The sequence below is a fragment of the Pseudomonas sp. R-28-1W-6 genome (assembly GCF_009799925.1).
Classification (GTDB): domain Bacteria; phylum Pseudomonadota; class Gammaproteobacteria; order Pseudomonadales; family Pseudomonadaceae; genus Aquipseudomonas.
This window is the reverse complement of record NZ_WELK01000019.1, coordinates 1-22,283: the sequence shown is the minus strand read 5'-3', so window position 1 is coordinate 22,283 and position 22,283 is coordinate 1. Positions and strand designations below refer to the sequence as shown.

21 protein-coding genes, 1 tRNA gene and 1 pseudogene are annotated in these 22,283 nt (G+C 62.6%); 20 read left to right on the top strand and 3 right to left on the bottom strand.

Annotated features, from left to right (window positions below; genetic code table 11):
• Positions 1–4 precede the first annotated feature (4 nt).
• The 18 genes from F3I62_RS19965 to F3I62_RS19880 all read left to right on the top strand — a co-directional run bounded on the left by F3I62_RS19965 (position 5) and on the right by F3I62_RS19880 (position 16,784).
• Complete coding sequence (locus F3I62_RS19965) at positions 5–946, top strand: AEC family transporter (protein ID WP_160491390.1); 942 nt, start codon at positions 5–7, stop codon at positions 944–946.
• Between the two features lie 131 nt (positions 947–1,077).
• A complete protein-coding gene (locus F3I62_RS19960; protein ID WP_160491389.1) occupies positions 1,078–1,920 on the top strand; it encodes an IclR family transcriptional regulator in 843 nt (280 codons plus the stop codon).
• Between the two features lie 181 nt (positions 1,921–2,101).
• Positions 2,102–2,950: a CoA transferase subunit A gene (locus F3I62_RS19955; RefSeq protein ID WP_160491388.1), complete on the top strand. Its 849-nt coding sequence runs from the start codon at positions 2,102–2,104 to the stop codon at positions 2,948–2,950.
• Positions 2,950–3,732 carry a CoA-transferase subunit beta gene (locus F3I62_RS19950; RefSeq protein WP_160491387.1) on the top strand — a complete coding sequence of 261 codons (783 nt, stop codon included), beginning with the start codon at positions 2,950–2,952 and terminating at the stop codon, positions 3,730–3,732. Before F3I62_RS19955 ends, F3I62_RS19950 begins: the two co-directional genes overlap by 1 nt.
• Entirely contained in the window at positions 3,729–4,934 is a 1,206-nt protein-coding gene (gene pcaF / locus F3I62_RS19945) for a 3-oxoadipyl-CoA thiolase (RefSeq protein WP_160491386.1), read from the top strand. The genes F3I62_RS19950 and pcaF overlap by 4 nt, the downstream gene beginning before the upstream one ends.
• Positions 4,935–5,139: 205 nt before the next feature.
• Positions 5,140–6,501 carry a 3-carboxy-cis,cis-muconate cycloisomerase gene (locus F3I62_RS19940; RefSeq protein WP_160491385.1) on the top strand — a complete coding sequence of 454 codons (1,362 nt, stop codon included), beginning with the start codon at positions 5,140–5,142 and terminating at the stop codon, positions 6,499–6,501.
• An 8-nt stretch (positions 6,502–6,509) separates the two neighbouring features.
• Positions 6,510–7,298, top strand: coding sequence for a 3-oxoadipate enol-lactonase (gene pcaD, locus F3I62_RS19935; protein WP_160491384.1), 789 nt, complete (start codon positions 6,510–6,512; stop codon positions 7,296–7,298).
• A gap of 37 nt (positions 7,299–7,335) precedes the next feature.
• Positions 7,336–7,728, top strand: a complete 393-nt coding sequence (pcaC, locus tag F3I62_RS19930) for a 4-carboxymuconolactone decarboxylase (protein WP_160491383.1) — start codon at positions 7,336–7,338, stop codon at positions 7,726–7,728.
• Between the two features lie 445 nt (positions 7,729–8,173).
• Positions 8,174–10,096, top strand: a complete 1,923-nt coding sequence (thrS, locus tag F3I62_RS19925; protein WP_160491382.1) for a threonine--tRNA ligase — start codon at positions 8,174–8,176, stop codon at positions 10,094–10,096.
• Complete coding sequence (infC, locus tag F3I62_RS19920) at positions 10,096–10,647, top strand: translation initiation factor IF-3 (protein ID WP_178091857.1); 552 nt, start codon at positions 10,096–10,098, stop codon at positions 10,645–10,647. The genes thrS and infC overlap by 1 nt, the downstream gene beginning before the upstream one ends.
• A gap of 60 nt (positions 10,648–10,707) precedes the next feature.
• Positions 10,708–10,902 carry a 50S ribosomal protein L35 gene (gene rpmI / locus F3I62_RS19915; protein ID WP_042552869.1) on the top strand — a complete coding sequence of 65 codons (195 nt, stop codon included), beginning with the start codon at positions 10,708–10,710 and terminating at the stop codon, positions 10,900–10,902.
• A gap of 25 nt (positions 10,903–10,927) precedes the next feature.
• A complete protein-coding gene (gene rplT / locus F3I62_RS19910) occupies positions 10,928–11,284 on the top strand; it encodes a 50S ribosomal protein L20 (protein ID WP_160080018.1) in 357 nt (118 codons plus the stop codon).
• 94 nt (positions 11,285–11,378) lie between these two features.
• Positions 11,379–12,395, top strand: coding sequence for a phenylalanine--tRNA ligase subunit alpha (gene pheS, locus F3I62_RS19905; RefSeq protein ID WP_160491381.1), 1,017 nt, complete (start codon positions 11,379–11,381; stop codon positions 12,393–12,395).
• 42 nt (positions 12,396–12,437) lie between these two features.
• Positions 12,438–14,816, top strand: a complete 2,379-nt coding sequence (gene pheT, locus F3I62_RS19900; RefSeq protein WP_160491380.1) for a phenylalanine--tRNA ligase subunit beta — start codon at positions 12,438–12,440, stop codon at positions 14,814–14,816.
• Positions 14,817–14,819: 3 nt separating this feature from the next.
• Positions 14,820–15,122, top strand: a complete 303-nt coding sequence (ihfA, locus tag F3I62_RS19895; protein WP_002553164.1) for an integration host factor subunit alpha — start codon at positions 14,820–14,822, stop codon at positions 15,120–15,122.
• Positions 15,103–15,459, top strand: a complete 357-nt coding sequence (locus F3I62_RS19890; RefSeq protein ID WP_160491379.1) for a MerR family transcriptional regulator — start codon at positions 15,103–15,105, stop codon at positions 15,457–15,459. Before ihfA ends, F3I62_RS19890 begins: the two co-directional genes overlap by 20 nt.
• Positions 15,460–15,542: 83 nt before the next feature.
• Positions 15,543–15,619 (top strand) — tRNA-Pro (locus F3I62_RS19885).
• Between the two features lie 370 nt (positions 15,620–15,989).
• The gene (locus F3I62_RS19880) at positions 15,990–16,784 is read left to right on the top strand and encodes an SDR family oxidoreductase (RefSeq protein WP_160491378.1); all 795 of its coding nucleotides are present in this window, start codon (positions 15,990–15,992) and stop codon (positions 16,782–16,784) included.
• A 62-nt stretch (positions 16,785–16,846) separates the two neighbouring features.
• Here the strand turns inward: F3I62_RS19880 and F3I62_RS19875 are convergent, their stop codons facing one another.
• The 3 genes from F3I62_RS19875 to F3I62_RS19865 all read right to left on the bottom strand — a co-directional run bounded on the left by F3I62_RS19875 (position 16,847) and on the right by F3I62_RS19865 (position 19,428).
• On the bottom strand, positions 16,847–17,419 hold the full coding sequence (locus tag F3I62_RS19875) for a TetR/AcrR family transcriptional regulator (protein ID WP_160491377.1): 573 nt from the start codon (positions 17,417–17,419) through the stop codon (positions 16,847–16,849).
• Positions 17,420–17,551: 132 nt separating this feature from the next.
• Entirely contained in the window at positions 17,552–18,688 is a 1,137-nt protein-coding gene (locus F3I62_RS19870; RefSeq protein WP_160491376.1) for a thiolase family protein, read from the bottom strand.
• Positions 18,689–18,888: 200 nt separating this feature from the next.
• Positions 18,889–19,428 carry a PaaI family thioesterase gene (locus tag F3I62_RS19865; RefSeq protein WP_160491375.1) on the bottom strand — a complete coding sequence of 180 codons (540 nt, stop codon included), beginning with the start codon at positions 19,426–19,428 and terminating at the stop codon, positions 18,889–18,891.
• Between the two features lie 130 nt (positions 19,429–19,558).
• Here F3I62_RS19865 and F3I62_RS19860 point away from each other — a divergent pair, with 130 nt between their 5' ends.
• Entirely contained in the window at positions 19,559–20,776 is a 1,218-nt protein-coding gene (locus F3I62_RS19860; protein WP_160491374.1) for an MFS transporter, read from the top strand.
• A 17-nt stretch (positions 20,777–20,793) separates the two neighbouring features.
• Positions 20,794–22,195 (top strand): annotated as a pseudogene (gene lpdA / locus F3I62_RS19855) (dihydrolipoyl dehydrogenase).
• The last annotated feature ends 88 nt before the right edge of the window (positions 22,196–22,283 follow it).

Here is a 22,283-nt window from a genome sequence, read left to right as displayed (position 1 = left end):
CCAGATGCTGCAGATCCTCGCTATCACCACGCCCATCTTCATCCTGATCGGTATCGGCTTCCTGGCCACGCGCAGTGGCCTGGTCAGTCGCGAGCAGATCAACGGCATGGGCCGCTTCGTCGTCACCCTGGCCTTGCCGGCCCTGGTGATCAAGGCGCTGATCGAGCGACCGCTGCACGAGGTGTTCGACCGCAACTACCTGCTGGCCTATGGCCTCGGCTCGCTGGCGATGTTCGTCCTCGGCTTTCTGTTTGCCCGCCTGCTGCGCCGCGACAGCATCAGCGGCAGTGCCATCACCGCGCTGGGCATGTCGATGTCCAACAGTGGTTTCATCGGCTACCCGGTAGTCGCCCTGGTGGTCGGCGAGACGGCCGCCGTGGGCCTGGCGCTGGGCATGCTGGTGGAGAACCTGCTGATGTTCCCCCTCGGCCTGATGCTGGCCGAGGCCGGCGAGCAACTGGGGGCCGGGTTGAAGGCGGCGTTGCTCGGCACCGCCAAGCGCCTGCTGAGCAACCCGCTGATCCTTTCCATCAGCCTGGGGCTGCTCCTGGCGCTGCTGGACGTGCGCCTGCCGGCGATCCCGCTGAAGGTGGTGGACATGCTGGCGCAGGCCTCGGCACCGGTGGCGCTGTTCGTCATCGGCGGCAGCCTGGTCGGGCTCAAGGCCGGCGGCCTGCTCGGCGATGTGCTGCAGGTCAGCATCGGCAAGCTGATCCTGCATCCGCTGGCGGTGCTGCTGTTGTTCAGCTGGTTTCCCGTGCAGGACCCGGCACTGCGCATCGCCGGGGTGCTGTTCGCCTGTTCGCCGATGATGAGCATCTACCCGATCATCGGCCAGCGCTTCGGCCTGGCCGGGCGCTGTGCGGCGGCGTTGCTGGGCGCGACCCTGTTGTCGTTCCTGACCATCAATGCCTTTATCGCGTGGCTCGGTGGCCCGCTCGGCTGATCGCTTGCGTTCGCCCGGCGGCGCCTTTGCCGTGCAGTGGAGGCGGGTGGTTGCGATTATCGGACTGCGGTTCGATAATCGCGCAAAGCTTCCGACACCATCCCCTCGGAGCTACGCACAGGACAATAACAATGAGTGAAGAACCCCGCCTGCCGCTGGCGACCCTGGCGCCGCCTATCGTGGCCTCGCCGGCCAAGCGCATCGAGGCGCTGACCGGCGACCCCAACTTCATGACCTCGCTGGCCCGCGGCCTGGCGGTGATCCATGCCTTCCAGGAGCGCAAGCGCCACCTGACCATCGCCCAGATCAGCCACCGCACCGAGATTCCCCGCGCGGCCGTGCGCCGCTGCCTGCACACCCTGATGAAGCTGGGCTACGCCACCACCGACGGGCGCACCTACTCGCTGCTGCCCAAGGTGCTCACCCTCGGCCATGCCTACCTGTCGTCGACGCCGCTGGCGGTCACCGCCCAGCCGATCCTCGACCGCCTCAGCGAGCAGCTGCACGAGGCCTGTTCCATGGCCACCCTGGAGGGCGACGAGATTCTCTATATCGCCCGTTCGGCGACGCCACAGCGCCTGATTTCGGTCGACCTCAGCGTCGGCAGCCGGCTGCCGGCCTACTGCACCTCCATGGGCCGCATCCTCCTCGCCGGCCTGAATGACCAGGCCCTGGACGATTACCTCGAACACGCCGACCTGCAGGTGAAGACCAGCCGCACCATCCATACGGTCGAAGGCCTGCGCGCCAATATCGAGGAGATCCGCCAGCAGGGCTGGGTGATCATCGACCAGGAGCTGGAGGTCGGCCTGCGCTCGGTGGCCGTGCCGCTGAAGGATTCCGCCGGCCAGGTGCTGGCCGCCCTCAACGTCGGCACCCATGTCAGCCGGGTGTCGCGCCAGGAACTGGAGTCGCGCTACCTGCCGGTGCTGCTGGAGGCCAGTCGGGAGCTGAGCACGCGGCTGTTTCACTGAGGCTGTGCTGACCCGCGCCCCGGTCGTTGCGGGGCGTTGTCGTTTCTGTGGGGAGGGCGGGTCAAGACTGTGTTCGATAATCGCACCTATAGTCGATTATCGGATTGTTTGGGTGCCGGCCTGGCGCTAACGTCTGTTTACCCGGCGTGCCTGCGCCACGGAAAACCAGACGAGAACCACCATGGCTGAAATCCTCTCCCTGCGCGAAGCCATCCAGCGCTTCGTCCACGACGGCGACAGCATCGCCCTCGAAGGCTTCACCCACCTGATCCCGACCGCCGCGGCCCATGAAATCATCCGCCAGGCGCGCAAGGATCTGACCCTGATCCGCATGACCCCGGACCTGGTCTATGACCTGCTGATCGGCGCCGGTTGTGCCAAGAAGCTGATCTTCTCCTGGGGCGGCAACCCCGGCGTGGGCTCGCTGCACCGCCTGCGCGACGCGGTGGAGAAGGGCTGGCCGCATGCCCTGGAGATCGAGGAACACAGCCATGCCGACCTGGCCAACTCCTACGTGGCCGGCGCCTCCGGCCTGCCGTTCGCGGTGCTGCGCGCCTACGCCGGCTCCGACCTGCCCAAGGTCAATCCGCTGATCAAGAGCGTTACCTGCCCGTTCACCGGCGAAGTGCTGGCCGCCGTGCCCAGCGTGCGCCCGGACGTCACCGTGATCCACGCGCAGAAGGCCGACCGCAAGGGCAATGTGCTGATTCAGGGCATTCTCGGCGTGCAGAAGGAAGCTGCCCTGGCCGCCAAGCGCTGCATCGTCACGGTCGAGGAGATCGTCGACGACCTCAATGCGCCGATGAACGCCTGCGTGCTGCCGGGCTGGGCGCTGACCGCCGTGTGCCTGGTGCCGGGCGGCGCGCATCCGTCCTACGCCCACGGCTACTACGAGCGCGACAACCGCTTCTACCAGGCCTGGGACCCGATCGCCCGCGACCGCGACAGCTTCACCGCCTGGATCGACACCTATATCCGTGGCACTGCCGATTTCGCCGCCTACCAAGCCAAGCTCGCGGAGGCCAACTGATGAGCGCCTACAGCACCAATGAAATGATGACCGTGGCCGCCTCGCGCCGCCTCGGCAACAGCGATGTGACCTTCGTCGGCATCGGCCTGCCGTCCAAGGCGGCCAACCTGGCGCGCCTGACCCACGCCCCGGACGTGACCCTGATCTACGAATCCGGCCCGATCGGCGCCAAGCCCAGCGTGCTGCCGCTGTCCATCGGCGACGGCGAACTGGCCGAGACCGCCGACACCGTGGTGCCCACCGGCGAGATCTTCCGCTACTGGCTGCAGGGCGGGCGCATCGACGTCGGCTTCCTCGGCGCCGCCCAGGTCGACAAGTTCGGCAACATCAACACCACGGTGATCGGCGACTACCACAACCCGAAAGTGCGCCTGCCGGGTGCCGGCGGCGCGCCGGAGATCGCCGGTTCGGCGAAGAAGGTGTTCATCATCCTCAAGCAGGGCCACCGTACCTTCGTCGACAAGCTGGCCTTCATCACCTCGGTCGGCCATGGCGAAGGCGGCGAGCACCGCCAGCAGCTGGGCCTGCCCGGTGCCGGCCCGGTGGCGATCATCACCGACCTGTGCATCATGGAGCCGGAAGCCGGCAGCAAGGAATTCGTGGTCACCTCGATCCATCCGGGCGTGAGCCGCGAGCAGATCATCGCCGCCACCGGCTGGCCGATCCGTTTCGCCGCGCAGGTGGCCGAGACCGCGGCGCCCGAGGCCTTTGAGCTGGAGGCCCTGCGCGCCCTGGAAGCGCGTACCGCCGCGGCCCATGGCCAGGCCGGGGGTGAGGAATGAGCCGCGACGTCTTCATCTGCGATGCCATCCGCACGCCGATCGGCCGCTTCGGCGGCGGTCTGGCGCCGGTGCGCGCCGACGACCTGGCGGCCATCCCGCTCAAGGCCCTGCTCGAACGCAACCCGCAGCTCGATCCGGCGGCCATCGACGAAGTGTTCATGGGCTGCGCCAACCAGGCCGGCGAGGACAACCGCAACGTCGCGCGCATGGCCCTGCTGCTGGCCGGCCTGCCTTCGAGCATCCCGGGGGTGACCCTGAACCGCCTCTGTGCCTCGGGCATGGATGCAGTGGGCACCGCGTTTCGCGCCATCGCCAGTGGCGAGATGGAGCTGGCCCTGGCCGGCGGCGTCGAGTCAATGTCGCGTGCGCCCTATGTGATGGGCAAGGCCGACAGTGCCTGGAGCCGCAACCAGAAGATCGAGGACACCACCATCGGTTGGCGTTTCATCAACCCGCTGATGAAGGCGCAGTACGGCGTGGACGCCATGCCGCAGACCGCCGACAACGTGGCCGACGATTACCAGGTCAGCCGCGCCGACCAGGACGCCTTCGCCCTGCGCAGCCAGCAGCGTGCCGGGCGCGCCCAGGCCGAGGGTTTCTTCGCCGAGGAAATCGTCCCGGTGCTGATCAAGGGCAAGAAGGGCGATACGCTGATCGAGGCGGACGAGCATCTGCGCCCGGACACCACGGCCGAGGCGCTGGCCAAGCTCAAGCCGGTCAATGGCGAGGGCAAAACCGTTACCGCCGGCAATGCCTCGGGGGTCAACGACGGCGCGGTGGCGCTGATCCTGGCCTCCAGCGATGCGGTGCAGAAATACGGCCTGACCGCCCGTGCCAAGGTGCTGGGCATGGCCAGCGCCGGCGTGGCGCCGCGGGTGATGGGCATCGGCCCGGTGCCGGCGGTGCGCAAGCTGCTCGACCGGCTGAAGATCAGCATCCATGACTTCGACGTCATCGAACTCAACGAAGCCTTCGCCGCCCAGGGCCTGGCCGTGACCCGCGAACTCGGCCTGGCCGACGACAGCGACAGGGTCAACCCGAATGGCGGCGCCATCGCCCTCGGCCACCCGCTGGGTGCCAGCGGCGCGCGCCTGGTGCAGACCGCGTTGCATCAGCTGGAGAAATCCGGCGGCCGCCTCGGTCTGGCGACCATGTGCGTGGGTGTAGGGCAGGGCTTGGCGCTGGCCATCGAGCGCGTCTGACAGGCTATTGCGCTTGGCATCTCGGGGTTGGGCAGTGCTCGCAGTCCTCATGTACAGAAGTACATGCCGGTTGCTGCGTGCTGGCCGCCCCCGACCTACCTGCGCTCGCTACGCCTGTAAATGCTTGTAGGTTGCGTGCAATCGCTGGCCTCGTAAGGCCAGCTGCTATAAAACGAATCACCATCCCGAATTCTGGAGCAGCGGCTTGAACAGCCCGAGCAACCAACTCTTCGACGCCTATTTCACCCAGCCGGCCATGCGCGCGATCTTCTCCGACCACGGCCGGGTGCAGGGCATGCTGGATTTCGAGGCCGCCCTGGCGCGCGCCGAGGCCAGCAGCGGGCTGATCCCGCAGGCGGCCGTGGCGCCCATCGCCACTGCCTGCCAGGCCGAGCGCTATGATTTCGCCGCGCTGGCCCAGGCCATCGTTACCGCCGGCAACTCGGCCATTCCGCTGGTCAAGGCACTGGGCAAGCAGGTCGCCGCGCAGAGTGCCGAGGCCGAGCGTTATGTGCACCTCGGCGCCACCAGCCAGGACGCCATGGACAGCGGCCTAGTCCTGCAGCTGCGTGCTGCCATCGCTTTGCTCGAACAGGACCTGGCACAACTGGCCACAGCCCTGGCCGAGCAGGCCGAGCGCCACGCCGACACGCCGCTAGCCGGGCGCACCTGGCTGCAACATGCCACCCCGGTGACCCTGGGCATGAAGCTGGCCGGCGTGCTCGGCGCCATTACCCGTCATCGCCAGCGTCTGAGTGAGCTCAAGCCGCGCCTGCTGGTGCTGCAGTTTGGTGGCGCCTCCGGCAGCCTGGCCGCCCTCGGCGAACAGGCCTGGCCGGTGAGCGAAGCCCTGGCACGTGAACTCGACCTGCAACTGCCTGAGCAGCCCTGGCATACCCAGCGCGACCGTCTGGTGGAGTTCGCCAGCCTGCTCGGCCTGATCGCCGGCAGCCTGGGCAAGTTCGGCCGCGACCTCAGCCTGCTGATGCAAACCGAGGCCGGCGAAGTGTTCGAGGCGGCCGCGCCGGGCAAGGGCGGTTCCTCGACCATGCCGCACAAGCGCAACCCGGTCGGCGCCGCCGTGCTGATCGGTGCCGCCACCCGTGCACCCGGTCTGGTGGCGACCATGTTCAGCGCCATGCCCCAGGAGCACGAGCGCAGCCTGGGCCTGTGGCACGCCGAGTGGGACACCCTGCCGGAGCTGTGCTGCCTGGTTTCCGGTGCGCTGCAGCAGGCGCTGCTGCTGGTGCCGGGGCTGGAGGTGGATGCCGCGCGCATGCGCAGCAACCTCGATCTGACCCAGGGCCTGGTGCTGGCCGAGGCGGTGAGCATCGCCCTGGCCCAGCGCATCGGCCGCGATGCCGCCCATCATCTGCTCGAACAGTGCTGCCAGCAGGCCGTGCGCGAGGGTGTGCATTTGCGCCAGGTGTTAGGCAGCCATGCCGAGGTCAGCGCGCAGTTGTCCGCCACCGAACTGGATCGCCTGCTCGATCCGGCCCTGTACCTGGGCCAGGCCCGGCGCTGGGTCGAGCGCGCCGTGGCCGAACACCGGAATCTTTCGAATTAGGAGCTGTTATGTCTGCCGTACAACTCGCCGATGGCGAACTCAACTACCGCCTCGATGGCCCCGTGGATGCACCGGTGCTGGTGCTGTCCAACTCCCTGGGCACTGACCTGCATATGTGGGATGCGCAGATCCCGGCCTTCGCCGAGCACTTCCGCGTGTTGCGCTATGACACCCGTGGCCATGGCCAGTCGCTGGTGGCCGAGGGCCCCTATAGCATCGAGCAGAACGGCCGCGACGTGCTGGCCCTGCTGGACGCCCTGCATATCGAACGTGCCGCCTTCTGTGGCCTGTCCATGGGCGGGCTGATCGGCCAGTGGCTGGCGATCAACGCGCCGGCCCGCATTCAGCGCCTGGTGCTGTGCAACACCGCAGCGAAGATCGGCAGCCCGGAGGTGTGGAACCCGCGCATCGAAACCGTGCTGCGCGACGGCCAGGCCGCCATGCTGGCGCTGCGCGATGCCTCGATTGCGCGCTGGTTCACCCCCGAGTTCGCCCAAGCTCAACCCGCTCTGGTCGAGCCGGTGGTCGGCATGCTGGCCGCCACCTCGCCGCAGGGCTACGCCGCCAACTGCGCGGCGGTGCGCGATGCCGACTTCCGCGAGCAGGTCGCCGGCATTGTCGCGCCGACCCTGATCGTCTGCGGCACGGCCGATGCGGTGACCACCCCGGAACATGGCCGTTTCATGCAGGAACATATCCGTGGCGCCGAGCTGGTCGAGTTCCATGCCGCGCACCTGTCCAACGTCGAGGCCGGCGAGTTGTTCACCCGCCGCGTGCTGGACTTCCTTACCGCCTGAACAACCGGGTGCGCCTTGCCGCACCCTGGAGCCGAAGATGGACGAGAAACAACGCTACGAAGCCGGCATGCAGGTGCGCCGCGCGGTACTCGGCGACGCCCATGTCGACCGCAGCCTGCAGCACCTGACGCCGTTCAATGAAGAGTTCCAGGAAATGATCACCCGGCATGCCTGGGGCGATATCTGGACTCGCCCCGGCCTGCCGCGCCACACCCGCAGCCTGATCACCATCGCCATGCTGATCGGCATGAACCGCGAAGGCGAGCTGCGCCTGCACTTCAAGGCGGCGAAGAACAACGGCGTGACCCGCGACGAGATCAAGGAAGTGCTGATGCAGAGCGCGATCTACTGCGGCATTCCGGCGGCCAACGCCACCTTCCACCTGGCCGAGGAGGTGTGGGACGAGATGGGGGTGGAGTCGCTCGACTAGAGACCTCTGTATCAGCCCGGTGACTGCTCGATGAGGGGGGCGGTGCAGTGGGCTGGGCAGGATCAATATGCAGAGACAACGCTAAGTGATTGATTCTTTTATGCTAGAGTGCGGCTATGCCGATACGGGAATTTCAATTTTATTTCCCCTATCAATAGGGTGAGTGCTTGCAGTGCTCACCTTGGCATGCCGGCATGCTGATTCGAATCCAGTTGTGCCTGCCGAGATTAGAAAGGGGTCGTTGATACGCCCCTTTTTTATTGGTTGCTTGTCAGGGCTCCGGCTTTCTGAAAGCATCCGCCTTTTACTTCCAGTGACTCTGGTCCGCTCTGGTTTGCTCGCAAGGCTCCTGCCACTGTTAGGCAGGTATACCGCCGGATCGCTTCCTGGCTCATCCCAACCCACGTGACCTTTGGTAGGGGTCACCACTAGGAGAGGAGGCGCCATGCCCATCATTACTCTTCCCGACGGCAGTCAGCGTTCGTTCGATCATCCCGTGTCCGTGCTTGAGGTCGCCCAGTCCATTGGTGCCGGCCTGGCCAAGGCCACCCTGGCCGGCAAGGTCAATGGCAAGCAGGTCGATGCCTGTGATGTGATCGACAGCGATGTATCCCTGCAAATCATCACGCCTAAAGACGAAGAGGGGCTGGAAATCATCCGCCACTCCTGCGCACACCTGGTTGGCCATGCGGTCAAGCAGCTGTACCCGGACGCCAAGATGGTGATCGGGCCGGTCATCGAAGAAGGCTTCTATTACGACATCGCCATCGGTCGGCCTTTCACGCCGGAAGACATGGCGGCGATCGAGAAGCGCATGGCCGAGCTGATCGACAAGGACTACGACGTCATCAAGAAGATGACCCCGCGCGCCGAAGTCATCGAGCTGTTCCAGGCCCGTGGCGAGGAATACAAGCTGCGTCTGATCGAGGACATGCCGGACGAGCAGGCCATGGGCCTGTACTTCCACGAAGAATACGTCGACATGTGCCGTGGCCCGCACGTGCCGAACACGCGCTTCCTGAAATCCTTCAAGCTGACCAAGATCTCCGGCGCCTACTGGCGCGGCGACTCGAAGAACGAGCAGCTGCAGCGCATCTACGGCACCGCCTGGGCGGACAAGAAGCAGCTGGCGGCCTACATCCAGCGCATCGAGGAAGCCGAGAAGCGCGACCACCGCCGCATCGGCAAGCAGCTGGACCTGTTCCACCTGCAGGAAGAGGCGCCGGGCATGGTGTTCTGGCACCCGAGCGGCTGGACCGTCTATCAGGTGCTGGAACAGTACATGCGCCAGGTGCAGCGCGAGCACGGCTACGTCGAGGTGCGCACCCCGCAGGTGGTCGATCGCATTCTCTGGGAGCGTTCGGGCCACTGGTCCAACTACGCCGAGAACATGTTCACCACCAACTCGGAAAACCGCGACTATGCGGTGAAGCCGATGAACTGCCCGTGCCATGTGCAGATCTTCAATCAGGGCCTGAAGTCCTACCGCGACCTGCCGCTGCGCCTGGCCGAGTTCGGCGCTTGCCACCGCAACGAGCCGTCCGGTGCGCTGCACGGCATCATGCGTGTGCGTGGCTTTACCCAGGACGACGCCCACATCTTCTGCACCGAAGATCAGGTGAAGAAGGAGGCAGCCGACTTCATCAAGCTGACCCTGCAGGTGTACACCGACTTCGGCTTCTCCGATATTTCCATGAAGCTGTCGACTCGCCCGGTCAAACGCGTGGGATCCGACGAGCTGTGGGATCGCGCCGAAACTGCCCTGGCCGATGCGCTGAACGAGTCGGGTCTGGAGTGGGAATACCAGCCGGGCGAGGGGGCTTTCTACGGTCCGAAGATTGAATTCACCCTGAAGGATTGCCTTGGCCGTAACTGGCAGTGCGGTACCCTGCAGTACGATCCGAACCTGCCAGAGCGTCTGGATGCCAGCTATATCGCCGAAGATAACAACCGTAAGCGCCCGGTGATGCTGCACCGCGCCATCCTCGGTTCCTTCGAGCGCTTCATCGGCATGCTGATCGAGCACTATGCCGGTGCCTTCCCGGTCTGGCTGGCGCCGACCCAGGCCGTGGTGATGAATATCACCGACAAGCAGGCCGATTTTGCCCTCGAAGTCGAAAAAACGCTCAATCAAAGCGGATTTCGTGCCAAGTCCGACTTGAGAAACGAGAAGATCGGCTTTAAAATCCGCGAGCATACTTTGCTCAAGGTTCCCTATCTCCTGGTTATTGGAGACCGGGAGGTTGAGACACGATCCGTTGCTGTGCGTACCCGCGAAGGCGTCGACTTGGGCTCCATGCCCCTCGAGCAGTTCGCCGATCAGCTCAAGCAAGCGGTTTCCCGGCGTGGTCGCCAAGATTCGGAGTAATCATTATTAAGCGTGAAATGAGACAAGATAAACGAGCTGCACCTAAAGCACCGATCAACGAGAATATCTCGGCCCGCGAGGTTCGGTTAATTGGTGCTGATGGCGAGCAGATTGGCATCGTCTCGATTGATGAAGCGTTGCGAGTGGCTGACGAGGCCAAGCTCGATCTGGTCGAAATTTCTGCCGACGCGGTTCCGCCGGTTTGCCGAGTGATGGACTACGGCAAGTCGATCTTCGAGAAGAAGAAGCAGATTGCCGCGGCGAAGAAAAACCAGAAGCAGATTCAGGTTAAAGAAATCAAGTTTCGTCCAGGGACGGAAGAAGGGGATTACCAGGTAAAACTACGCAACCTGGTACGTTTCCTTAGTGATGGGGATAAGGCCAAGGTATCGCTTCGATTCCGCGGTCGAGAGATGGCCCACCAGGAGCTGGGCATGGAGCTGTTGAAGCGGGTTGAAAATGACCTGCTTGAATACGGCGCCGTTGAGCAGCATCCAAAGATGGAAGGACGCCAGCTGATCATGGTCATCGCCCCCAAAAAGAAGAAGTAACCACCAGGGCACGGCAGGCCTTGCGGTTATGTTTATCAACTGAATGCGGAGTATCCGAACATGCCAAAGATGAAAACCAAAAGTGGTGCAGCCAAGCGTTTTCTCAAAACCGCTACTGGCTTCAAGCACAAGCACGCTTTCAAGAGTCACATCCTGACCAAGATGTCCACTAAGCGTAAGCGTCACCTGCGCGGTAGCACCATGGTGCATCCGTCTGACGTTGCAAAAGTGGCGCGCATGCTGCGCGTTCGTTAATCGGTCAAGATAGAGGAAATTACTCATGGCTCGTGTTAAGCGTGGCGTTATCGCTCGTGCTCGTCACAAAAAAATCCTGAAACTCGCTAAAGGCTACTACGGCGCTCGTTCGCGCGTGTTCCGTGTTGCCAAGCAGGCTGTGATCAAGGCAGGCCAATACGCCTACCGTGACCGCCGTCAGCGGAAGCGTCAGTTCCGCGCTCTGTGGATCGCTCGTATCAACGCTGGTGCTCGTGTTAACGGTCTATCCTACAGCCGTTTCATCGCCGGTCTGAAAAAAGCGTCCATCGAGATCGACCGCAAGGTTCTGGCCGATCTGGCAGTGAACGAAAAAGCGGCGTTTGCTGCGATTGTCGAGAAAGCTAAGGCCGTTCTGGCTTAAGTCCCCGACAATCACCGGGCTCGCCCGGTGCCAACGTCACCAATAGGGGAAGAGCCTTCAAGCTCTTCCCCTATTTTGTATCTGGAGTCCGTACATGGAAAACCTGGATGCATTGGTCTCGCAAGCGCTTGAGGCCGTGCAACACACCGAAGACGTCAACGCCCTGGAGCAGCTCCGGGTCCACTATCTCGGCAAGAAAGGCGAGCTGACCCAGGTGATGAAGACCCTGGGCGATCTGCCGGCCGAAGAGCGTCCGAAAGTCGGTGCCCTGATCAACGTCGCCAAGGAGCGCGTGCAGGAAGCCCTGAATACCCGCAAGGACTCCCTCGAGCAGGCTGCGCTGAGCGCCAAGCTCGCCGCCGAAAAAATCGACGTGACCCTGCCGGGCCGCGGTCAGGCCTCCGGTGGTCTGCACCCGGTGACCCGCACGCTGGAGCGTGTCGAACAGTTCTTCACCCATATCGGCTACAACGTGGCCGAGGGTCCGGAAGTCGAAGACGACTACCACAACTTCGAGGCGCTCAATATCCCCGGCCACCATCCGGCGCGGGCGATGCATGACACCTTCTATTTCAACGCGAACATGCTGCTGCGCACCCACACCTCGCCGGTGCAGGTACGTACCATGGAGTCGCAGCAGCCGCCGATCCGCATCGTCTGCCCCGGCCGCGTCTATCGCTGCGACTCCGATATCACCCACTCGCCGATGTTCCATCAGGTCGAAGGCCTGCTGATCGACGAGGGCATCAGCTTCGCCGACCTCAAGGGCACCATCGAGGAATTCCTCCGGGTGTTCTTCGAGAAGCCCCTGGGCGTGCGTTTCCGTCCGTCCTTTTTCCCCTTCACCGAGCCTTCGGCCGAAGTCGACATGCAGTGCGTGATGTGCAGCGGCAACGGTTGCCGCGTGTGCAAGCAGACCGGCTGGCTGGAAGTCATGGGTTGCGGCATGGTGCATCCGAACGTGCTGCGCATGTCCGGCATCGATCCGGAAAAATACCAGGGCTTCGCCTTCGGCATGGGTGTCGAGCGCCTGGCCATGCTGCGTTACGGCGTCAATGACTTGCGCCTGTTCTTCGATAACGACCTGCGGTTCCTGGCGCAATTCCGCTAGGCCACATGACCCGTATCGAATGCGTTCAGGAGAACAGACAGTATGAAATTCAGTGAACAGTGGCTGCGCAGCTGGGTCAATCCGCCGGTTTCGCGCGACGAACTGGTGGCCCGCCTGTCCATGGTCGGCCTCGAAGTAGACAGCGTTACCCCGGCTGCCGGCGAGTTCAGCGGCATCGTGATCGGCGAGATCCTCAGTACCGAGCAGCATCCGGATGCCGACAAGCTGCGGGTGTGCCAGGTCAGCACTGGCAGCGAGAGCTTCCAGGTGGTCTGCGGCGCGCCGAATGCGCGCCCGGGCATCAAGATTCCGTTCGCCATGATCGGCGCCGAACTGCCGGGCGACTTCAAGATCAAGAAGGCCAAGCTGCGCGGCGTCGAGTCCAACGGCATGCTCTGCTCGGCCTCCGAACTGCAGATCAGCGACGACAACAGCGGCCTGATGGAGCTGGCGGCCGATGCGCCGGTGGGCGGCAATATCCGCGATTATCTCGGTCTCGACGACGCCAGCATCGAGCTGGGCCTGACCCCCAATCGTGGCGACTGCCTATCCCTGGCCGGCCTGGCCCGCGAAGTCGGTGCCATCTACGCCGCTCAGGTTTCTCCGCTGGCGATTGCCCCGGTCGCTCCGGTACATGACGAAGTGCGTTCGGTCGAAGTGCTGGCGCCCAAGGCTTGCCCGCGCTACCTGGGGCGGGTCATCCGCAATGTCGACCTGTCCAAGCCAACCCCGCTGTGGATGGTAGAGCGCCTGCGCCGTTCCGATATCCGCAGCATCGATGCGGCAGTGGATATCACCAACTACGTGATGCTCGAGTTCGGCCAGCCCATGCACGCCTTCGATCTTGCCGAGATCAATGGCGGCATCCGCGTGCGCTTGGCGGAAGAGGGCGAGAAGCTGGTCCTGCTGGATGGCCAGGAAGTCAGCCTGCGTGGCGACACCCTGGTGATCGCCGACCACCAACGTGCCCTGGCTATCGCCGGCGTAATGGGCGGCGAGCACAGTGGTGTGAGCAGCAAGACCCGCGATCTGTTCCTCGAAAGCGCGTTCTTCGACACCATCGCCCTGGCAGGAAAGGCCCGTTCCTATGGCCTGCACACCGACTCCTCGCACCGTTTCGAGCGTGGCGTGGATTCGCAACTGGCCCGTCAGGCCATCGAGCGCGCCACCGCGTTGCTGCTGGAGATCGTCGGCGGCGAAGCCGGCCCGGTCATTGAGGTTGTGAGCCAGGCCGATCTGCCGCAGGTCGCACCAATCACCCTGCGCGCCGAGCGCATCGAGCAGATGCTAGGCATGCAGATGGACGCCGCAGAAGTCGAGCGTCTGCTCACGGCCCTGGGGCTGAGCGTGTCTGCGCAAGGCGCAGGCGTCTGGCAGGTCGGAGTGCCGAGCCATCGCTTCGATATCAGCCTGGAAGTGGACCTGATCGAAGAGCTGGGTCGCCTGTATGGCTACAACCGTCTGCCGGTGCGCTACCCGCAAGCACGCCTGGCGCCGCAGGCCAAGAGCGAAGCGCGCGCCGAGCTGGCAACCCTACGTCGTCTGCTGGTGGCGCGTGGTTATCAGGAGGCGATCACCTACAGCTTCATCGATCCCAAGCTGTTCGCCCTGTTCAATCCGGGTGTCGAACCGCTGCAATTGGCCAATCCGATCTCCGCCGATATGGCTGCGATGCGCTCTTCGCTGTGGCCGGGGCTGGTCAAGGCGCTGCAACACAACCTCAATCGTCAGCAATCGCGCGTGCGCCTGTTCGAAAGCGGTCTGCGCTTCGTCGGTCAGCTCGAAGGGCTGAAACAGGAGGCCATGCTGGCCGGTGTGCTTACCGGCAGCCGCTTGCCGGAAGGTTGGGCGCATGGTCGAGACGATGTCGACTTCTATGACCTGAAGGCCGATGTCGAGGCGCTGCTGGGTTCGGCAGGTTCGACGCTGGAGTTCAGCTTCGCTTCTGGCGAGCATGCTGCACTGCATCCGGGGCAGACCGCGCGCATCGAGCGTGACGGGCGCCTGGTTGGCTTTATCGGTGCGTTACATCCGGAGCTGGCCAAGACCTTGGGCATCGATCAGCCGGTCTATCTGTTCGAGCTGGTACTGGCCGAAGTTGCCCAGGGACGTATGCCGAAGTTCAGTGAACTGTCGCGCTTCCCCGAGGTGCGCCGTGACCTAGCTTTGCTGGCCGATCGTGAGCTACCGGCCGAGTCGGTGCTGGCGTGCATCCGTGAGGCGGCAGGCGAGTGGCTGACAGATCTCAGGCTGTTTGACGTGTATCACGGTAAAGGTATTGATCCGCATAGAAAAAGCCTGGCCGTCGGCTTGACCTGGCAGCATCCATCGCGCACTCTTAATGACGATGAGGTGAATACCACAACGCAAAATATCCTCACCTCGCTGGAAGAAAGGTTCAACGCCACGTTAAGGAAGTAGCGTATGGGGGCTCTGACGAAAGCTGAGATGGCGGAACGTCTGTATGAAGAGCTTGGCCTGAATAAACGGGAAGCCAAGGAACTGGTCGAACTGTTTTTTGAAGAGATCCGCCACGCGCTGGAGGATAACGAGCAGGTCAAACTGTCCGGTTTCGGCAACTTTGACCTGCGCGACAAGCGCCAGCGCCCGGGTCGTAATCCGAAAACAGGCGAAGAAATCCCAATCACGGCTCGCCGTGTTGTCACCTTTCGTCCAGGCCAGAAGCTGAAGGCCAGAGTTGAGGCATATGCTGGAACCAAGTCATAACGACGAGCTGCCGCCCATCCCTGGCAAACGCTACTTCACCATTGGTGAGGTAAGTGATCTGTGTGCGGTAAAGCCGCATGTACTGCGTTACTGGGAGCAGGAGTTTCCTCAGCTCAATCCGGTGAAGCGTCGCGGTAATCGCCGTTATTACCAGCGCCAGGATGTGCTGATGATTCGGCAGATCCGTGCCTTGTTGTATGACCAGGGTTTCACCATCGGTGGGGCGCGTCAGCGTCTGTCGGGTGATGAGGCCAAGGATGATACGACCCAGTACAAACAGATGATTCGGCAGATGATCGTCGAGCTGGAAGATGTTCTGCAGGTACTGCGTAAGTAACCTGCTGAAGAAAAAGCTTCCAGAATTCAAAAGCTTAATGTAAGATCCATCCGCTCTCGAAATTCGGGAGTAGCTGTAAAAGTCGGGGCGTAGCGCAGCCCGGTAGCGCACTTGCATGGGGTGCAAGGGGTCGAGTGTTCGAATCACTCCGTCCCGACCAAATAATCCCAACATCAAAGCCTGGTCAGAAATGACTGGGCTTTTTTGTTTTCTGGATTCGACTTGAGCGCTTTTGTAGGTGTTGTGGCTCAAGTACAGAGCTTTTGCTTCTCTGAATTTTCTCTCTCATAAATGCCGACTCCCCGCTGGTGGCTCTCGATCTACCCGGCTGTGGGCTAGGCTTCATTACACACATGCCCGCGTCGTTACAGCGCAAAGCCATAGATTTAATCCCTGTGTGTGGATTCCTCGACCAGCGGTTCTTTTTTATAAATTACGACTGACATATAATTGGTTTGTGATTGAAATCAACCCTCGGCGAGCTGCAGTTCGGGCCGCATATCCATCAGGTTGCGAGCAGGAGAACGGTTATGAACAAGCAACACGCAAAGGGGCTGGCACTGGTTACTGGTGCTTCGTCGGGGATCGGCGCCACCTATGCCGAGCGCCTGGCGCGGCGGGGCTATGACCTGTTGTTGGTGGCGCGTGATCTGCAGCGCCTTGAGGCCATGGCCGGGCGTCTGGCTCAGGAATATGGCGTGGCTGTGGAAGTGCTCAAGGCTGATCTCACGCGTAAGGATGACATGCGTTTAGTAGAGCACCGCCTGCGCAGTGACGCCCGTATCAGTCTGCTGGTCAACAATGCCGGGGTGGCACTGAACGGTAGCCTTGCCGAGGCCGATCTGGACCGCGCCGATGATCTGATCCAGCTCAACGTGGTGGCGCTGACCCGCCTGGCTGCGGCCGCGGCGGGTAGTTTCAGTGCGGCCGGGCGGGGTGGCATCATCAATATCGCCTCGGTGGTGGCGCTGGCGCCGGAAATGTTCAACGCTATCTACAGCGCGTCAAAGGCCTATGTGCTGAGCTTGACTCAGACGCTGCACAGTGAGGTTGGCAAGCTGGGGGTACAGGTTCAGGCGGTGCTGCCGGGTGTGACGCGCACGGAGATCTGGGAGCGCTCGGGTATCGCTGAAGCGGCTCTGCCGGCAGAGATGATCATGGAGGTTGGCGAGATGGTCGATGCTGCGCTGGCCGGTTTCGATCAGGGCGAGCTGGTGACCATTCCTTCATTGCCGGATGCCTCTGACTGGCAGGCATTTGTCGGCGCGCGCGCCAAGCTCGGGCCTAACCTGTCGCGCAACAGTGCGGCGGCCCGCTACAAATAAGCTTGGGGAAAAGTGAAAAGCCCTTTCCGTTAGCGGGAAGGGCTTTTCCATGTGTGTCTGCTTCAGGCTTCTGCTTGGGCTTCGGTCTGCTCGATAAGCAACTTGCGGGTGGTTTTCAGCAGGCGATCGGACAGCTGTGGGTCACTGACGCTGCGTGACAGCAGCAAGGCCCCCACCATGGCAGAAAACATCAGCACACTTTGCTCGGCGGCATCCTCGCCGTCGAGCTTGGACTCGAGCATGGCCAGGCGATCCAGGATGAGTTGGTCGGTGGTGCTGCTGGGTTGGCCGCGTTGCCCCAGTTCGGCGCAGATGGTCGGCAGCGGACAGCCGGCGCCAGGATCGGCGCGGTGTGCGCTGGAGAGGTAGCGCGCAATGAAGGTACTCAGCGGCTGATCGCTGGCCATGTCCTCCTGGGTGTTGCTGCGCAGCTGTTCCACGGCATGCTGCAGGGCGGTTTCAACCAGTTCATCCTTGGATTTGAAATGGGCGTAGAAGCCGCCGTGGGTCAGCCCCAGGGTCTTCATCAAGGGCTGTAGACCGGTTGCGCCGACGCCATCGCGCCGGAACAGGCGGGCGGCTTCGTCGATGATGCGCTGATGGGTTTGGGCTTTGTGTTCCTGTGAGTAGCGCATGGTGGGCCTTGTCTCTTTAGCTTCTTAGGATGCTGTCTGTCATCTTACCTTTTTTGTTGCTGCCTGGCTGATGTGAGCCGACATGCTCGACGGTCGGGGAAGCGGCGCGGCGCGCGCTTCCCCGAGTGAAACTCAGTTGTTGACGGCTTCGAGCAGGGTGGCTACGCCTTGGCCCCCGGCGATGCATTGGGTGGCAATGGCATAGCGGCCGCCGGTGCGCTTGAGCAGGGCGGCGGCCTTGCCGGTGATCCGTGCTCCGGTGGCGCCCAGGGGATGACCAAGGGCGAGGGCGCCGCCATCCAGATTGACCTTGGCCATGTCCAGGCCGAGTTCGCGTATGCAGGCAATCGACTGGCTGGCGAAAGCCTCGTTGATCTCCACGAGGTCGATGTCGGCGATGCTCAGGCCGGCGCGCTGCAATACCTTGCGCGTCGCCGCTACCGGGCCCATGCCCATGATCTCGGGTGCGCAGCCGCCCACAGCCACAGCCTTGATCCGCGCCAGGATGTCCAGCTTGTGCTGGCGAGCGAAGGCTTCGGTGCAGACCAGAACGGCAGCGCTGCCATCGGTCAGTGGCGATGAGGTGGCGGCGGTGACACTGCCGCCGAAGGCCGGCTTGAGGCCGGCCAGGGCTTCGAGGTTGGTTCCGGGACGGATACAGCCATCTTCGCTGACCTGTCCGTCGGCTGTGTCGATGGTAACGATCTCGTCGGCCAGCAGACCCAGCGCACGGGCGTTGGCGGCCTTCGCGTGGGATTCGACGGCCATTGCTTCCTGCTCGCTCCGGCTGACGGCAAAGCGCTTGGCCACTTCTTCGGCCGTGTGTCCCATGGCCATGTAGACCTGCGGGAAGCTGCCCATCAGTGTCGGGTTGGGTGAGATGTTGAAACCACCCATGGGCACGCGGGTCATTGATTCGACCCCGGCGCAGATAAAGGCCTCGCCGGCGCCCAGCATGATTTGGCCGGCGGCGAAGTGCACAGCAGTCATCGACGAGCCGCAGAAGCGGTTGACCGTGGCGCCGCCCAGGGTTTCTGGAAAGCCAGCACGGAAGCTGGCGATGCGGGCGATGTTCATGCCCTGTTCGGCTTCGGGGTAAGCACAACCCATGATCACGTCTTCAATGTGTGCGGGATCCAGGTCGAGTTTACCGATCAGGCCACGGAGAACCTGAGCTGCCAGGTCGTCGGGACGGATATTGATCAGTCCGCCTTTCTTGGCGAAGTGGAAAGGCGAGCGGGCAAAACCTGCGATAACGATGGACGACATGACAATGCTCCTTGGCTCTGGAGGGGCTGCTCCGTGGTTCTGGGTGAACCCTGGATGGTTAAGATTATATTTATAATCTAACTCAATAAATAGATGATGGTGAAATTCAAAGTGACCGATTCGATCTGCTTCCCATCGAGTTCGCGAGCCTAGGCACACCAACCAGTCCGCTTGCTCAGACTGGCTAGGCGAGGCGCCGGCTATTTGCGCATGCCGAGTATCAGGCAGGTCGTGGAGCCGACTGCGTACAGGCGATCATCGACATCGTAGATGCGTCCTTCGGCCAGGCCTGTCGAGCGCCCCAAGTGCACGATGCGTCCCTCGGCGCGGACGGGGCCGATGTCGCCCCGCAGGGCGCGAACAAAACTGACGCGCAAATCCGTCGTGGTGTAACCCTGGCCTGGCTGGAGCAGGGTGTGGATGGCGCAACCCATGCAGGAGTCGAGCAGGGTTGCCGCATAGCCGCCATGCACACTGCCCAGCGGATTATAGTGGCGCGTATCCGGAGTGCCCTGGAAGACGAAGTAGCCGCTTGACCACTCCAGTGGCACGAAGTCCACCAGGTGGCCAAACGGCGGGCAGGGCAGTTCACCGCTGCCGATCTGCGCAAAGAACTCCTCTGGCTGCAGGGCGCTGACTTCAGAAAGGCTGAGGGTGCCTGGAGCTGCCAGGCGGGCCCGGGCGGCCTCTCCTGCAGCTATCCATTGGTTCAGTTTTTCAGTGCGAGATGAGTCGGGCATGGTGGGGCTCGTCGGGTGTTTGTCAGATGAATGATGGATGTAATTCTATTTTTATATTATGGTTGAAATTCAAAATGGCAACCGGATTTCAGCAGAAGGCGGTTGCGGGCTATTTCTCAGGAGTGCCGCCATGCCGACTCATCCGCTTCCTTCGCGAGTTTTGCTGATCCTGTTAGTGGTCTTGACGGCTCTGGGTGAGATATCGACTCAGTTGATCATTCCCAGCCTGGGGATCTTGGAAAGGGATCTGCTGGCCAGTCCGGGGGCGGGTGTCCTGGCACTCGCAGTCTTTGTGGGGGCCTTTGGTGTCGGCCAATTGATCCTGGGGCCGTTATCCGACCGGATCGGGCGCCGGCCGGTTTTGCTGGGTGGGTTATCGCTCTATCTGTTGGCCACCACAGGAATGCTGTTGGCCAGCAGCATGGAGACCTTTATCGCGGCGCGCTTGCTGCAAGGTTTGGGGGCTTGCGCGGCGCTGGTACTGGCGCGTGCGATCGTGCGCGATGTCTGGCAGGCGCAGGCTGCTCCGGCATTGGCGCTGACGGTGATCGGCATGCTCTGCGCCATTGTGGTTTCCCCTATGTTGGGTGGTTTTCTGGCAAGTCGGGGCGGCTGGCAGTTGCCGGTGCTTGCGGCGCTGCTGGTGGGGCTGGGCGCTTTGCTGGCGGTGCTGACTATTTATAAGGAGAGCAATCAGGCGCTCGACCCTCAGGCCGGTCAGTTGCGTGGTTTGCTGGGCAACTATCTCGATTTGCTCAAGGGGCGCTCCTGCCGGGTGTTGGCGCTGGCTCTGCTATTTACCTACGGTGCCATGTTCGCCGTGATCGCAGGCTCTTCGAATGTCTACATTGGTCTGCTCGGGTTGTCGTCCGCCGAATATGGCCTGACCTTTGGTTTTATCGTTTCCGGGCTGATTGGTGGGGCATTGCTGACGCGCCGGATGATTCTGCAGGTCGGGCCCGAGCGGCTGGTAGCCATCGGGGTTGGTTTTGTCGCGGTCGGCGCTGTCGCCACGCTAGCTATATATAAGTTGCTGGGACTGTCCGTCCTTGGTTTGTCACTGCCGCAAGTGCTGGTGACGTTTGGCGGGGGGATGGTTCTGCCTGCCGCAGTAGCTGGCGCGGTGATGCCCAATGCCCATCGCGCAGGCTTGGCTGCTGGGCTGATGGGGTTTGCCCAGATGCTGGGGGCGACCTGCAGCGGTCTGTTGTTGAGTGCGATGCAGGATGGAACGGCCTGGCCTATGGTTCTTCTGCATGTACTGTTTGCGCTATCTGCTTTCTTTGTCTTCCATGCGCTGCGCCGTCCACGCCGGGCTGGCATGCAGGTCGCGCATGAACAGCCTTGAATCGGTCGGAGCGTCTCATGAGCGTGTATGACGTGGTGGTGATCGGTGGTGGGCCGGGAGGCTACAACGCCGCGATCAGGGCGGGCCAGTTGGGATTGAAGGTCGCCTGTGTCGAGGGTCGAGAGACCTTGGGCGGTACCTGCCTGAATGTCGGCTGCATGCCATCGAAGGCATTGCTGCACGCTTCCGAGCTCTACGAGTCAGCGCTGGGCGGCGAGTTTGCCAGCCTGGGCATCGAGGTCAAGCCACAGCTCAACCTGGCGCAAATGATGAAGCAGAAAGATGAGAGCGTGGCGGCCCTGACCAAGGGCGTCGAGTTCCTCTTTCGCAAGAACAAGGTCGACTGGATCAAGGGCTGGGGACGGCTCGATGGTGCAGGGCGCGTGCGGGTCACGGCGGCGGACGGTAGTGAGGCCGAGTTGCAGGCCAAACACATTGTTATCGCCACCGGCTCCGAACCGACGGCCGCTGCCAGGAATGGCTATCGATAACCAGCGCATCCTGGACTCGACCGGTGCCTTGTCACTTCCCGAGGTGCCCAAACACCTGGTGGTCATCGGCGCCGGAGTTATTGGCCTGGAGCTCGGTTCGGTGTGGCGGCGTCTAGGGAGCCAGGTCACTGTCGTTGAATTTCTTGATCGGATTTGCCCGGGGCTGGATGAAGAAGCTGGCAAGACCCTACAGCGCTCACTGGCCAAACAGGGGATGAGTTTCAAGCTCGGCTCGAAGGTGACTGCTGCGGTCGTCAAGGAGGCGGGTGTTGAGTTGAGTATCGAGCCTGCCTGCGGAGGCGCGGCGCAGCTGCTGCAGGCGGATTATGTGCTGGTCGCTATTGGGCGTCGCCCCTATACCCAGGGGCTAGGTTTGGAGAGTGTGGGTATCCAGACCGACAAGCGCGGCATGCTCGAGAATCAGCGTCATCGCAGCAGCGCTCCTGGCGTCTGGGTGATAGGTGATGTGACCTCCGGGCTCATGCTCGCGCATAAAGCCGAGGATGAGGCGATTGCCTGCATCGAACAGATCGCGGGCAAGGCGGCCGAGGTCAACTACGGGGTCATTCCCAATGTCATCTATACCCGCCCGGAAGTAGCCTGTGTCGGCATGACCGAAGAGCAGCTCAAGGCTGAGGGGCGCTCCTATAAGGTCGGCAGGTTCCCCTTTACTGCCAATAGCCGGGCAAAGATTAATCATGAAACCGAGGGTTTCGTTAAGGTCCTGGCCGATGAGCACAGTGATGAGATTCTCGGTGTGCACATGGTTGGGCCCAGTGTTAGTGAGATGATTGGCGAATACTGCGTCGCCATGGAGTTCGCCGCCTCATCTGAAGACATTGCGCTGATCTGCCATCCGCATCCCACCCGATCCGAAGCGCTGCGCCAGGCGGCAATGGGGGTTGAAGGCTGGATAATGCAGGCCTGATCTGGCCATTTGGTTGAATTCGGAAATGATTGGCAGAAAGGCGTTGACGGCGAAATCTGCGGGCCTATAATGCGCACCTCTTCCGGCG